The sequence below is a fragment of the Herbaspirillum rhizosphaerae genome, assembly GCF_001189965.1.
Classification (GTDB): domain Bacteria; phylum Pseudomonadota; class Gammaproteobacteria; order Burkholderiales; family Burkholderiaceae_D; genus Herbaspirillum; species Herbaspirillum rhizosphaerae.
In genome coordinates, this window is record NZ_LFLU01000008.1 from 103213 (window position 1) to 115738 (window position 12526).

Below are 12526 nucleotides of genomic sequence, written 5' to 3' on the forward strand. Positions count from 1 at the left end.
AGAGAACATATGAAAACCGATCCCGAATCGCACAAGCGCATGACCCAGCGCCACAAGGAAGGCTTCGAGAAAAAGAAGGCCGCCGCGCAAAAGGAAAAAGGCTTGCTGATCGTCAATACCGGCACCGGCAAGGGCAAGTCCAGCGCCGCGTTCGGCATGGGCATGCGCATCCTCGGCCACGGCATGAAGCTGGGCGTGGTGCAGTTCATCAAGGGCGCCTTGTACAGCGCCGAGCGCGATTTTCTGGGCGGCCACGCCAATTGCGATTTCCACGTGGTCGGCTCCGGCTACACCTGGGATACGCAAGACCGCGATGCCGACATGAAAACCGCCGCCCACGGCTGGGCCGAAGCGGTGCGCATGATCCGGGACCCGTCCTACGACATGGTGATCCTCGACGAGATGAACATCGTGCTCAAGTATCAATACCTCGATCTGCAGGAAGTGCTCGACGTCTTTGCCGCGCGCCGGGAGATGCTGCATATCGTCATCACCGGTCGCCACGCGCCGGATGCGCTGATCGAGCAGGCCGATCTGGTCAGCGAGATGCGGCCGCTCAAGCATCCCTACAAGGAACAAGGCATCAAGGCGCAAAAGGGTGTGGAGTTCTGATCATGTCGGCCTTGCCTTCCTTTAACTGTCCGGCGCTGTTCATTAGCGCGCCCGGCTCCAATCACGGCAAGACCACCGTGACGGCAGCGCTGGCGCGCTGGCATCGCGATCAGGGACGCAAGGTGAGGGTGTTCAAGACCGGACCGGATTTCCTCGATCCGACCATCCTTGAGCGCGCCAGCGGCAACACCGTGTACCAGCTCGACTTGTGGCTGATGGGCGCGGCAGAGTGCCGTCGCCTGTTGCATGAAGCTGCGCAGGATGCCGACCTGATCCTGATCGAGGGTGTGATGGGCCTGTTCGACGGCGAGCCGTGCAGCGCCGACCTGGCGGAGCTGTTCAAACTGCCGGTGGTCGCGGTGGTCGACGTCGCCGGCGTGGCGCAGACGCTGGGGGCGATTGCCTACGGTCTGGCGCATTACCGGCCCGGCTTTCCCCTGATCGGCGTATTGGCCAACGGCGTTGCCAGTCCTCGCCATGAAGAAATGCTGCGCCAGGGTATGCCGCATGGCGTCGACTATCTCGGCAGCATGCCGCGCAACCTGCAATTCAAATTGCCGGAACGCCACCTCGGCCTGGTGCCGGCGGCGGAAGTCGCCGATCTGGATCAACGAATCGCCGCTGCGGCCGCAGTCATCGGCCAGACCGAGCTGTCGCGCCTGCCGGCGCCGGTGGAGTTCGCCGCCATCGATCCGCAGGAACATCCGCCGGTGCCACGCTTATTGCAAGGACAACGCATTGCGATTGCGCGCGACGCGGCATTCTCTTTCCTCTATCCCGGCAATCTGGATTTGCTGCGGCAGCTGGGCGCGCAGCTGACTTATTTTTCACCGTTGCGCGATGCGCGTCTGCCGCCGGCGGACAGCGTCTATCTGCCGGGCGGCTATCCGGAGTTGCATCTGCAGGAGCTGCAAAACAATGCCGCCATGAAGCAGGCGCTGCGCGACCATTGCGCCGCCGGCAAGCCTTTGTATGCCGAATGCGGCGGCCTGCTGTATCTGCTTGAGAGCCTGACCGACAAGAACGGCGCCCGCGCACGCATGCTGGGCATCCTGTCCGGGCGGGCGGTGATGCAGCGCCGCTTGCAGGGCCTGGGCTACCAGACCATCCCGTTTGCCGAGGGCGCCTTGCGCTGCCACACCTTCCATTATTCGACCACCGTGACGGCGATGGCGGCGGCCTTTACCGGCGAGCGCCTGTACGACACCTCGGCGGGCGAGCGTGTTTATCGTTCGCGCGGCGTTACGGCGACTTATCTGCATGCCTGTTTCGCCTCGTCGCCGCAAGCGACTGCGGCGTTGTTTACCGGAAAAATTGCGATGCCGGAACAAGCGCATGAAGAGGGCGCGCCGGCATGAGCCATCGCTACAGCCAGGGCGACATCGACGCCGTCTATCGCGTCATCGCCGAGCGCCGCGACATCCGGCATTTTCTGCCGGATCCGCTGGATGCCGACTTGCTGCAACGCCTGCTGCAGGCGGCGCATCTCGGCCCCAGCGTCGGCTTCATGCAGCCGTGGCGTTTCATCCGCATCGCCGATCGCAGCAAGCGGGACGCGATTCACGCGCTGGTGGAGCAGGAACGCATCCTGACCGCGCAGGCGCTTGAGGAGCGCGAAGACGAATTCATGCGCCTGAAAGTGGAAGGCATCCGCGAGTGCGGCGAAGTGCTGGTGGCGGCCCTGATGGACGGTCGCGAGCGCCATGTGTTCGGCCGCCGCACCTTGCCGGAGATGGACCTGGCGTCGGTCGCCTGCGCCATCCAGAACATGTGGCTGGCGGCGCGCGCCGAAGGCATCGGCATGGGCTGGGTGTCGCTGTTCGATGCGGACCAGCTGGCGGCCTTGCTGGCAATGCCCGCGGGTGCGAAGCCGGTGGCGGTGCTCTGCCTCGGTCACGTCAAGGAATTTTATGCGCGCCCGATGCTGGAGCAGGAAGGCTGGGCGGCGCGCCGGTCGCTGGACGATCTGGTCTATCGCGACACATGGGGCATGAAGGAAAAAGAAAAATGAATCAGAGAACCTTGGTATTCGGCGGCGCGCGCTCAGGCAAGAGCGCGCAGGCGGAACGGCTGGCGGCGGCCGGCGGCAAGCCGGTGGTCTACATCGCCACGGCCGCGGTCGGCGACGACGAGATGGCGGCGCGCATCGCCTTGCATCGGCAACAGCGCAGCGCGCACTACGCCGATTGGGAAACCGTGGAAGAACAGCTGGCGCTGGGCGATGCCATTGCGCATCACAGCACGCCGGACAATGTGCTGCTGGTCGATTGCCTGACGGTGTGGCTGTCGAATCTGCTGTTCAGCGAACAGAGGGACTATCCCGAGATCGGCCGGATTGAAGCGCCGGCGCGTTTTGTTGCCGAGCGTGAGCGCTTTCTGGACGTCTTGTCGCAGGCCAAAGGCGAAGTCGTGCTGGTCTCCAACGAAGTCGGCATGGGCATCGTGCCGCAGGGCGCCGTCTCGCGCTGGTTCGTGGACGAAGCGGGACGGCTGAACCAGGCCGTCGCGGCGATCTGCGATCGCGTGCAGTTTGTCGCCGCCGGCTTGCCGCTGGAACTCAAAGGGCATAAGGGACATAAGGCATGATCGGTCTGGACATGACGCTGCTGGCGTTGCTGATGGTGGCCGGCGTGGCGCTGGACTGGCTGCTCGGCGAGGTATCGCGTTGGCATCCGCTGGTCGGTTTCGGACGTTACGCGCAGTGGCTGGAACGCCGTCTCAATCGCCTGCCCGGAAGTCATGCGCGCGGCGCGCTGGCATGGTCGCTGGCGGTGTTGCCGCTGGCGGCGCTGTCTGTTTTGATGACGATCTTGCTGGCGCGGCAATCATTCTGGCTGGCGGCGGCCTGGCATGTCGTCCTGCTGTATTTCTGCATCGGCTTGCGCAGCCTGCGCGACCATGTGATGCCGATTGCACAGGCCCTCAAAGCCGGCGACCTGGCGGCGGCGCGCAGCCTGACCGGACGCATCGTCAGCCGCGACACTACGCAATCGCAGGAGACCGACCTGGCCAAGGCCGCAGTCGAGTCCTTGCTGGAAAACGGCAACGACGCCGTGTTCGGCACCTTGTTCTGGTTTGCGGTGGCCGGCGGGCCGGGCGCCTTGCTGTTTCGGCTGGCCAATACCCTGGACGCCATGTGGGGCTATCGCACGCCGCGCTTCCTCGCCTTCGGTTGCGTGGCGGCGCGCATCGATGACGGCCTGAACTGGATTCCCGCGCGCCTTACCGCCTGGTCGTATGCGCTGCTGGGCAACTGGCGTCAGGCACGCACGTGCTGGCGCACCCAGGCGCCGGCGTGGAGTAGTCCCAACGCCGGGCCGGTCATGTCGTCCGGCGCCGGCGCCCTGGGGCTGGCCCTGGGCGGTGCGGCGATCTACGACGGCGAAGTGGAACAGCGGCCGCCGCTGGGCATGGGCCGCGACGCCGTTGCCGGCGACATCGTGCGCGCGTGGAAACTGGTGTCGCGCACGGCGATGCTGTGGCTGACGGTGATGTTGACGATATCGATGCTGATGACAATGCTTTTTACGATTTCCACAACGGGAGGCCCGCATGCTTGAACATGGCGGCAACCTCAACGACGCGGTAACGCGCTACGGCATCGCCCGTGCCGACTGGCTGGATCTGTCGACCGGGATCAATCCCAATGCTTATCCGGCGCCGGTGCTGCGCGCCGATGCCTGGCATCGCCTGCCGGAATCCTGCGATGCGCTGGTCGCGGCGGCATGCGCCTATTACGGCGCGCCGCGCATGCTGGCGGTGGCCGGCACGCAGGCGGCGATACAGGCTTTGCCGCAGCTCAGGCTGCGCGAGCAAGGCGTGTCGCGTGTGATCGTGGCTGCGCCGGCGTACGCCGAGCATGCGCATCGCTGGCAGCAGGCCGGACATGCGATGCGCGAAGTCGATTATGCGAATTTGTCGAAGGAACTGGACGCCTGCGACGTGATGGTGGTTTGCAATCCCAACAACCCGACCGGTGCGCGCGTCGCGCCTGAAATCCTGCTCGGCTGGGCGCAGCAACTGGCGTCGCGCGACGGCTGGCTGGTGGTCGATGAAGCCTTCGGCGACACCACGCCGCAGCTGAGCGTGGCCGGACAAACGGGCGTGCAGCCCGGACTGATCGTGCTGCGTTCGGTCGGAAAATTCTTCGGCCTTGCCGGCGTACGACTCGGCTTTGTCGCCGCACAAGATGCGCTGCTGGCGCGCCTGCAGGAGTGGCTGGGACCGTGGTCGGTCAGCGGTCCGGCGCAAGAGATCGGCATCGCGGCTTTGTGCGACGGCGACTGGCAACGCGCCACGCGCGCGCGTCTGCTGGCCGATGGCGAGCGGCTGCGCAGCTTGCTGGCCGACATCGGCATAGCGGCCAGCGGCAGCGCGATGTATCAGTGGTGGCCGGAGCGAGACGCCGCCCGATTTCACGACTGGATGGCGCGGCAGGGGATCTGGGTGCGCCTGTTTACACGCGGCGCCGGCGGCATACGGCTGGGCCTGCCGCCGGATGAAGCCGGCTGGCAGCGTTTGCAGGCGGCGTTGCAAACCTGGGGCCGGAGAACGGAGCAAGCGGCATGAGCCAGCTGCCTTTTCATACATTGATGGTGCAGGGAACCACCTCGGACGCCGGCAAAAGCACGGTGGTTGCCGCCCTGTGCCGCCTGCTGGTGCGCCACGGCGTCAAGGTCGCGCCGTTCAAGCCGCAGAACATGGCCTTGAACAGCGCCGTCACCAGCGACGGCGGCGAGATCGGCCGGGCCCAGGCTTTGCAGGCGCAGGCTGCGCGCATCGCGCCGCACACAGACATGAACCCGGTGCTGCTCAAGCCTTCCAGCGATACCGGCGCGCAAGTGATCGTGCACGGCAAGGTGCGCGCCGACATGAATGCGCGCGACTACCATCGTTACAAGACCAGCGCCATGGAAGCCGTGCTGGAGTCCTATCATCGCCTGCGCGGCCAATACGACGCGGTGCTGGTGGAAGGCGCCGGCAGCCCGGCGGAAATCAACCTGCGCGCGCGCGACATCGCCAACATGGGCTTTGCCGAAGCCGTCGGCTGCCCGGTGATCCTGGTTGCCGACATCGACCGCGGCGGCGTGTTCGCGCATCTGACCGGCACGCTCGATTGCCTGTCGGAGAGCGAGCGCAAGCGTATCGTCGGCTTCGTCATCAATCGTTTTCGCGGCGACATCAGCCTGTTGCAACCGGGGTTGGACTGGCTGGAAGAACGCACCGGCAAACCGGTGCTGGCGGTACTGCCTTACCTGCACGGCCTGCATCTGGATGCCGAAGACGCCGTCGCCTCGGCACAGAGCGTCAGAGGAAAATTCCGCGTGCTGGTGCCGGTCTTGCCGCGCATCAGCAACCACACCGACTTCGACGCCTTGCGTGCACATCCCGATATCGATCTGCAATTCATCGGGACGGGCCAGCCGATCCCGTCGGGCGACCTGATCATCTTGCCGGGCAGCAAGAACACGCGCAACGATCTGGCCTGGCTCAAGCAGCAAGGCTGGCCGGACGCCATCAGGAAGCACCTGCGCTACGGCGGCAAGCTGATCGGAATTTGCGGCGGCTTTCAGATGCTGGGCCAGAGCGTGGACGATCCGCACGGCGTGGAAGGCGCGCCGGGCAGCATGGACGGATTGGATCTGCTGGCGATGCGTACCGAGCTGACGCAGCAGAAACAGTTGCTGCAAGTCTCAGGGCGATGCGCGTTCAGCGAAGAGGAAGCCGGCGTCGCCGGTTATGAAATCCACATGGGCGTGTCGGCGGGCGAGGCCATGCGGCATCCCGCGTTCCATATCGACGGTCGTCCTGAAGGCGCACGCTCCGCGGACGACCAGATTCTGGGAAGTTACCTGCACGGCATGTTCGACACGCCGCAGGCTTTCTCCGCCTTGCTGGCATGGGCCGGGCTGGACGGCGTCGAGGCGGTCGATCTGGATCAGTTGCGTGAGCAGAGCCTGGAGCGTGTTGCCGACGCTACCCAGCCTTTGTTCGATGCCTTGCTGAAAGTGAACTACCGCTTTTAGCGGAAGGCGCCGAGGACGTCGTAGCCGACATTGTTGCCGGCGTCGCCCGGCTTTTTCGGTGATTTGCTCGCGGAGCCGTCTTCGCGCCATGCGCCGGGCTGGAAGTGCCAGCCGTCGGCGTAGCGCTCCCAGCTAGGAGCAGAATAGCTTTGCCCGGGGCGAGACAATTCCCAATGTCCGGCGCACCAGACAAACCAGTTGTTGACGAATTTCCAGTAGCCCGGACTCCAGATGACGCCGTCGCGTTCGCTCGGCGCGGCTTCGTTTTTCGGCGGAGGCGGCGGCATGGTGGCAACGAGGAAGGAGTCTTCGGATGCAGCGGGGATGGCGGCCGGTTTCTTGCCGGCAAGGATGGAGGAGACGCAGAGTCGGAACGTCAGCATGATGGTCTTTCGGTAGGACGATGGTGCACTGTAGTCCTATCGCCGCCGAAAGCCATCTGCCGAATCCATTTGTTACACCTGTCCTACAGTTCATTACTTGCCGGAAAAGCTTTGTTACAGCCCCGGCGTGCTGTCAGGAATTGATTCAGTTCAACGCTTCCTTGGCGGCTTCCTCTGGCGTCAGGCCGTCGTAGAACAGATCGGTAAACCATTCCACTTCTTCTTCGATATGCTCTTGCGCCTGCTGCAGCGTGGCGCCGCCTTTGACCAGGAATTTCTCGACTTCGGTGCACCACTGGATCAGCGCTTCGGTTTCCGGATCCAGCTTCTCTTCTTTCTTGGGCATGATCTTTCCTTTGGCAATACGATGTTTTCAACGTGATCCTTGCATTGTAGGGGAGATTTCATTGCAACCAAATCTTGTTGGCGTTGATTTCTTTGATGGGTGTTCCTCGGGGGCTGTTGAGTGGTCGTGCGCCCCGTAGGGAAAAGACGCCTGTGATTGGTCCGGGAGCCCGGCAGCTTGACTAAAAACAGGATCAAAATAAAAGCCCGCCGTGGATGACAGGGCGGGCTTTCGGGAGCGGAGTGAAACGTTACAGGTACTGGACTTCAATGGTGGCCGAGCCGTCCAGTGTGACGTCGCTGGTCAGATTCAGATTGGAGGTTTGGTCAATGACAGCCTGGACTGTCAGGCTGGCATTGAAAACTTTATAGCTACCAGGAGTTGTCGACCCGGTTGGCGCAAATGAGATGCGTGCTGTTCCATCGTTGCGCACATGTGCGCCGGGCCTGTACCCCCACGTACCGCCATGATCACTAAGAATATCTGGAGTGGTCCCATCTGCAGTAGGAGAGGAGACGAAAACGCGATAGGATCCCACATTTTTTCCAGCAGCGGTACCAAGACCAAATGCCCATGCATCAACGTACCTACTATTTATGGTAGCCAAAATACCAGGGACCATAGATGCTTTGCGATTGTCAATTGCTCGTACAGCGATTTTAGTTGCTGCATCGCAAGTGATGTTGAATGGTACCGTCTTTGCCGCCAAGACAGTTGGTGCAGTAGCGCTTAGGGTATTGGGAGGAATCACGCCGTAATCGATTGTACCGCCGCCGGTGAAGCTTGGCGTGCAGGCAGCGGGGCGAATGACGCCGGTGACTTTGAGTTCGGTGGTGGTGGCTGCGTGGGTCAGGGCGGAAGCCAGCAGTGTGGAAGTCAGTGCAGCGAGGGTGATGAGCTTGTTCATGGTCGTCGTCCTTGATCGGTTTGTTTGAAATGGTTTCGTGTTTCAGTGAAGCCATTGTCGCGATTCGGGGGCGGCGTTTATATGAGAAAACTCTCAAAAACAGTCTGGATTTAATAGATGTTTATTGCTGATTATTGTTAAAACAATTCCATAAATAAAGAAAAAATTTAACGGCGCAGTAGTTGAAGAACCGGGATCTGCAAGCCTCGCAGCCGACTGCGCCGAGTCAACCGAATGTTCGATATCGGGTGCGCTTGCCGTCAGGCTTGCCTTAGTTTTCCATCAACTCAAAAGTCCCGTTTCCCCGCCAGATGGTTTGGTCGGTGATACGGTTGGTGGTGGTCGGTATGCGTGCTTCAATATGGACTTGAAGCGACAGATTGCTGCCCCGGGCCGGGAGTTCGTTGATGACCGCAATGACGCCTTCGTTAGGGAAAAGCGGGGCGCTGGAACTGACCGATTCAGGGTTTTGTCCCGCCACCTTGATCCGGCCGAGGTTGATTGCTTTGCCGTCGAGTTGGGCACTGGAAACCGTCAGCAAAAAACTGCCGGCATTTCCGAAGCGATAGCTCATGTTGTCCGCGGCGTTTCCTCTGAAAAAGAGCGACATGAATACCGGCTGGCGACAGACGGCGGTCAGGGTCACGCTTTGTTTGCCGACCGACATTTGCAACGGAGAAATCTGGCGCTTCATCAATTCCGGACGCGTGACATTGCCGTAGTCCACCACGGGGTTGCTGATCTGCAGACGGCAATTGTCCGAAGCGGCGGCGAAGGCCGGCGCAGGAGAGAGCGGCAGCAACAAGGCCAGAGCGACGGTCCACGCCGATAGGCAAGGGATGGGGTTAAGAGCGTGCATAAGACCTGCCTTTGCTGTTGGCTTGTACGTCCGGCTGGCAGACGGCGTCTGTGGTTTCATAGAACATGTCGAGATCGGGTTTTTCCGGCAGGGTATAACGCAGCGTGCAGTGCTGATTGCCGGGGAGCGCGACGTGCAGCTGAACCGACGGACCGCTGCCGTTCAGAAAAATCTGGCCGTCGTCCACGACCGTGGTGACGAACTGGTTGTCGGCATCCAGGACGAAAGCGCCTTTCGGCAAGGGCTCGCCGTTAGGACCTTTGGTGTTGAGCAAAATGCGGCGGACCTTGATGACGTCAAAGTTGACCATATTGACGGAACCGCGTCCGGGCTCCACCACCTTGTAGCCGTTCTTGATATCCACGTTGCGCGGCAGGCTCTTGGTGTTGATTTCAACCCGGCTGCTGACATAGGGCGGCAGTTGCGAGATGACGGCCTGTCCCCATGGATCGGTCCAGACCGGGCCGTACGGCGTATCGACCTTGACGCCGGAGACGTCGCCCACGGACAGGATGCCGAACGTATCTTGCACCGGATAAGGAGAGAAGGTGAGGCCTCCCTGATGCATGACGACGCCGCCGCGCAAACCGCCGCTGTAGGTGTCGGCGCCGGCGCCGGTATGTGCATAGCCGAGATTGACCTGCGCATAGCGCGGCAACAAGGCCAGTTGGCCGGAATAGTCGGTTTCCTGGTTTTGGGTATTGCGTTCTGCCGAGACCATGTAGGTGGCGTAGTCGTTGACTTGCTCGTTGACCGATGCGCCCATGCGGGCGTACCCGCTGCTGTTGTTGACGTAGGTGCGTACGCTGCGCTTGCCCAGCGGGATCGACAGTGTCAGGTAATAGGTGTTGGCGGTGGGCCCCTGATTCGACCCGCCCATGCTGTGGTCAACATTGAGCGACACCGTGCCGAATTCGAAGGTTTTGCCCCAGGCGCCGAACAGGCGTTGCGTGCTGGCCCCGGTAAATTGCGTGGAACGCGAATACGACAGGTTGAAGCCGCCGAACGCCACGTCGGTCCAACTCAATGAGGCCGTATATTGACCGCGATAGCGCGTGCTTTGCCAATCCGGCGCCGTATTGTCGATCGTGGTATCCGACAGGTCGCGGTAGCCCAGCGTCTGCTGGGTGGCCGACAGGCTGCCCGATAGCCGCGCCGTCAGGATGCTGCTGCCCGACAGCGTCAGCTGCGTGCCGCGGACGCCTTCGCGTGATGCATGGGCCAGCCGCTGTTGCAGGCTGACGCTGGTGTTGTCCAGCACCCGCGTATCGGCGCCCCAGCTCGCGGCCTGATAGCCGGTTGCGCTCATGAGGCCGGCGCTGAGATTGCCGTCTTTGCCGAGCTTCCAGCCGCCGGTGCCGGTGATTACCCACGGTTGCCGTGCGTTGCTGTTGCCGACACTGCGCAGCTTGCCGAGCGCAAAGGAGTAGCCGCGCTGGTTGCCCAGCGAGCCGCTGTGCAGCGAAGCAGCCGGCACGATGAATTTGCGCTGTGCGTTGTTGGCCTCGACGATCGTGACCTCCAGGTCGCTGTTGCCGTTCAGCAGCGGCAGATCGGCCAGGCCGAAGGGGCCGGCCGGCACCACCGTCGAATAGATGAGCGCCCCGGCCTGGCGGACTTCCACGCGGGCCTGCGATTGAGCAATGCCTTCCACCATGACATTGTTGCGGTTCAGGCCCATCAGGGCAGACTCCGGAATAAGCTGCACCCCCGTGATGGCGCCGCCGGAGAATGCCGAGTTGGCGATGTTGATTTGTCCGCCCTGAAAAATCGACTTGTAATCGACCAGCGTATGTTGAGCGTAAGCATAAAGATGCTGGCGCTGCGAGCTGGCATCTTGAGCGGTATAGACTTCCCGGCTTCGTACAATCCAGTCTTCGAAATTGAATCCGAGCTCAGCATTGGCGGACATGAACCGGCTGGAACTGGTCGCAAAGCGGCTGCTGAGGCCCAGCAGTTCGTAGTTGAGGATGGCGGCAGTGCCGCCGCGGCCGTAACCGCTCACGTCCTGTTCGCTGGGACGCAAGGCGTCGGTAGGCACCACCAGGGAAACTTCCTCCTTGCCGGGACGCAGTTCGATCTGCATTTCAGGAAAAGCCGCTTTCAGGTCGTAGCAAACCGGGCCGGCTGCTGCGCGGACAACTGCGGAGGAAGAGGCGGACGGCGACGCCGGCGTACCCAGGGTCTGCTTTGGCACGACCAGGCCAGCCTTGTCCAGCAACTCTTTGTCGAAACACAATTCTCCTTGCGCATTGAAGTGGGCGTCGGCTCTGCCGCGCTTGTTGCCGTTGACGAACAGGCTCACGACATTCACACCCGGCCGGAAGCGCGCCGCTTCGCGAAAAAAGTCAGCTACCGCAGGATCGAGCCCCCGGTCTTTGAGATAGTCGAGATCGAATCCCGGCGGCAAATCGGGCGCTGTCGGCGTGGCGGCATATGCCAAAGGCGAGACGATATTGCCCAACAGAAGCGAGCATGCCAGCGTGCGCAGCGGCAATAGTCTTCGCGTCTTGCGGTGCGACAGACGCGCATCGGTAGTTGTTATTGTCATGATATTAAACGTACCGATCACGGACAGCCAGTGACCGGCGTGCTGCATGCATCGGGCTTACCCCCAAGCCTGCACTGGTGCGCAATCCGTTACGGGGCGCTGCGTGCGAGCGGAGCATCGTAGGTGTCGACCGAAAAACCGTAGACCGTGGCCGGCGACAGCTTGACGGTGGTCGGAGCCGGTCCGGCGCCAAGCGTTACCGCGGCATTGAGCACCTCTCCCGGCAAGATGTAGGTCTTGCCGATATCTACCGCCACCTTGCCGGGTTGCAGCTCCACGGCCTGCGCCAGCCGGACGACATAGGCGCTGCTGTTTTTGATGACCAGGGAATTGCCTTGCAGCGACCATTCCAGCAGTTTCCATGGCTCGCGGTTGATCGCCAGATTCTTGGGGTGAATGATCACCGGCAGGTTTTGTCGGACATTCATCGTGACCTTGACGCCGCCTTCTCCCGATTTTTGAGGAATGCCTTCAAAAATCACGCGTTTCAGACGCTGCGTTTTCAGCGGGACCTTGCTTTGCAGGATAAATCGCACCAGCTGTGTTTCATCCGGCTCCACGCGCGCCACCGGGGGCGATACCACCAGCAGGGGTTCTTTGTCTTCCGGGAGGTTTTGCAGCGACGTATAGAGCAGTGTGGGCGTGCTGTCCGTGTTTTTGACGTTCATGCTCGTTTCGCCGTCTGCCTCATTGAGGATCACCACCGAGGTTTCCGGCAACATGCCGCTGGCGTGTGCTGCGCCGGTCGCAAAGAGGCTTGCGGTAACCAGGATAGCTGCGGCTTTTTTTTGATTGAGGAACATGAAATTACTCCCTTGATAGCTCAGTAAAATTTTTTTGGA

General features: G+C 61.9%; 13 protein-coding genes. 7 read left to right on the top strand and 6 right to left on the bottom strand.

All coding sequences use genetic code 11. The features are described 5' to 3' along the window. Nucleotides 1-9: 9 nt before the first annotated feature. The 7 genes from cobO to AKL25_RS13020 are packed head-to-tail and all read left to right on the top strand — an operon-like array spanning nt 10 to nt 6638. Nucleotides 10-612, top strand: coding sequence for a cob(I)yrinic acid a,c-diamide adenosyltransferase (gene cobO, locus AKL25_RS12990; RefSeq protein ID WP_050478092.1), 603 nt, complete (start codon nt 10-12; stop codon nt 610-612). Nucleotides 613-614: 2 nt separating this feature from the next. Further along, nucleotides 615-1970: a cobyrinic acid a,c-diamide synthase CobB gene (locus AKL25_RS12995; RefSeq protein WP_050478093.1), complete on the top strand. Its 1356-nt coding sequence runs from the start codon at nt 615-617 to the stop codon at nt 1968-1970. Then, a complete protein-coding gene (bluB, locus tag AKL25_RS13000) occupies nt 1967-2623 on the top strand; it encodes a 5,6-dimethylbenzimidazole synthase (RefSeq protein WP_050478094.1) in 657 nt (218 codons plus the stop codon). Before AKL25_RS12995 ends, bluB begins: the two co-directional genes overlap by 4 nt. Next, nucleotides 2620-3198, top strand: a complete 579-nt coding sequence (gene cobU, locus AKL25_RS13005) for a bifunctional adenosylcobinamide kinase/adenosylcobinamide-phosphate guanylyltransferase (protein WP_050478095.1) — start codon at nt 2620-2622, stop codon at nt 3196-3198. Before bluB ends, cobU begins: the two co-directional genes overlap by 4 nt. Further along, nucleotides 3195-4172 (top strand): adenosylcobinamide-phosphate synthase CbiB, encoded by a 978-nt coding sequence (cbiB, locus tag AKL25_RS13010; protein WP_050478096.1) that lies wholly within the window; start codon nt 3195-3197, stop codon nt 4170-4172. Before cobU ends, cbiB begins: the two co-directional genes overlap by 4 nt. Next, nucleotides 4165-5181, top strand: coding sequence for a threonine-phosphate decarboxylase CobD (cobD, locus tag AKL25_RS13015; RefSeq protein ID WP_050478097.1), 1017 nt, complete (start codon nt 4165-4167; stop codon nt 5179-5181). The genes cbiB and cobD overlap by 8 nt, the downstream gene beginning before the upstream one ends. Then, entirely contained in the window at nt 5178-6638 is a 1461-nt protein-coding gene (locus AKL25_RS13020; RefSeq protein ID WP_050478098.1) for a cobyric acid synthase, read from the top strand. Before cobD ends, AKL25_RS13020 begins: the two co-directional genes overlap by 4 nt. Here AKL25_RS13020 and AKL25_RS13025 read toward each other — a convergent pair. The 6 genes from AKL25_RS13025 to AKL25_RS13045 form a co-directional block, all read right to left on the bottom strand. Next, the gene (locus tag AKL25_RS13025) at nt 6635-7021 is read right to left on the bottom strand and encodes a hypothetical protein (protein WP_050478099.1); all 387 of its coding nucleotides are present in this window, start codon (nt 7019-7021) and stop codon (nt 6635-6637) included. The genes AKL25_RS13020 and AKL25_RS13025 overlap by 4 nt on opposite strands. Before the next feature lie 145 nt (nt 7022-7166). After that, the gene (locus tag AKL25_RS13030) at nt 7167-7367 is read right to left on the bottom strand and encodes a globin family protein (protein ID WP_050478100.1); all 201 of its coding nucleotides are present in this window, start codon (nt 7365-7367) and stop codon (nt 7167-7169) included. A 250-nt stretch (nt 7368-7617) separates the two neighbouring features. Further along, nucleotides 7618-8274, bottom strand: coding sequence for a DUF1120 domain-containing protein (locus tag AKL25_RS23755; protein WP_083444687.1), 657 nt, complete (start codon nt 8272-8274; stop codon nt 7618-7620). A 271-nt stretch (nt 8275-8545) separates the two neighbouring features. Further along, nucleotides 8546-9133, bottom strand: a complete 588-nt coding sequence (locus AKL25_RS13035) for a DUF1120 domain-containing protein (RefSeq protein ID WP_157050635.1) — start codon at nt 9131-9133, stop codon at nt 8546-8548. Then, nucleotides 9120-11684: a fimbrial biogenesis usher protein gene (locus AKL25_RS13040; protein WP_167541881.1), complete on the bottom strand. Its 2565-nt coding sequence runs from the start codon at nt 11682-11684 to the stop codon at nt 9120-9122. Before AKL25_RS13040 ends, AKL25_RS13035 begins: the two co-directional genes overlap by 14 nt. Before the next feature lie 89 nt (nt 11685-11773). Continuing rightward, on the bottom strand, nt 11774-12487 hold the full coding sequence (locus AKL25_RS13045; protein WP_083444689.1) for a fimbria/pilus chaperone family protein: 714 nt from the start codon (nt 12485-12487) through the stop codon (nt 11774-11776). Nucleotides 12488-12526: the final 39 nt, after the last annotated feature.

What these genes read in the sequence shown, in the direction of transcription:
- AKL25_RS12995 (WP_050478093.1), top strand. Translation starts at nt 615, where the DNA reads ATGTCGGCCTTGCCTTCCTTTAACTGTCCGGCGCTGTTCATTAGCGCG.
- cobO (WP_050478092.1), top strand. Translation starts at nt 10, where the DNA reads ATGAAAACCGATCCCGAATCGCACAAGCGCATGACCCAGCGCCACAAG.
- AKL25_RS13020 (WP_050478098.1), top strand. Translation starts at nt 5,178, where the DNA reads ATGAGCCAGCTGCCTTTTCATACATTGATGGTGCAGGGAACCACCTCG.
- AKL25_RS13025 (WP_050478099.1), bottom strand. Translation starts at nt 7,021, where the DNA reads ATGCTGACGTTCCGACTCTGCGTCTCCTCCATCCTTGCCGGCAAGAAA.
- cbiB (WP_050478096.1), top strand. Translation starts at nt 3,195, where the DNA reads ATGATCGGTCTGGACATGACGCTGCTGGCGTTGCTGATGGTGGCCGGC.
- AKL25_RS13045 (WP_083444689.1), bottom strand. Translation starts at nt 12,487, where the DNA reads ATGTTCCTCAATCAAAAAAAAGCCGCAGCTATCCTGGTTACCGCAAGC.
- AKL25_RS13035 (WP_157050635.1), bottom strand. Translation starts at nt 9,133, where the DNA reads ATGCACGCTCTTAACCCCATCCCTTGCCTATCGGCGTGGACCGTCGCT.
- AKL25_RS13030 (WP_050478100.1), bottom strand. Translation starts at nt 7,367, where the DNA reads ATGCCCAAGAAAGAAGAGAAGCTGGATCCGGAAACCGAAGCGCTGATC.
- bluB (WP_050478094.1), top strand. Translation starts at nt 1,967, where the DNA reads ATGAGCCATCGCTACAGCCAGGGCGACATCGACGCCGTCTATCGCGTC.
- cobU (WP_050478095.1), top strand. Translation starts at nt 2,620, where the DNA reads ATGAATCAGAGAACCTTGGTATTCGGCGGCGCGCGCTCAGGCAAGAGC.
- cobD (WP_050478097.1), top strand. Translation starts at nt 4,165, where the DNA reads ATGCTTGAACATGGCGGCAACCTCAACGACGCGGTAACGCGCTACGGC.
- AKL25_RS13040 (WP_167541881.1), bottom strand. Translation starts at nt 11,684, where the DNA reads ATGACAATAACAACTACCGATGCGCGTCTGTCGCACCGCAAGACGCGA.
- AKL25_RS23755 (WP_083444687.1), bottom strand. Translation starts at nt 8,274, where the DNA reads ATGAACAAGCTCATCACCCTCGCTGCACTGACTTCCACACTGCTGGCT.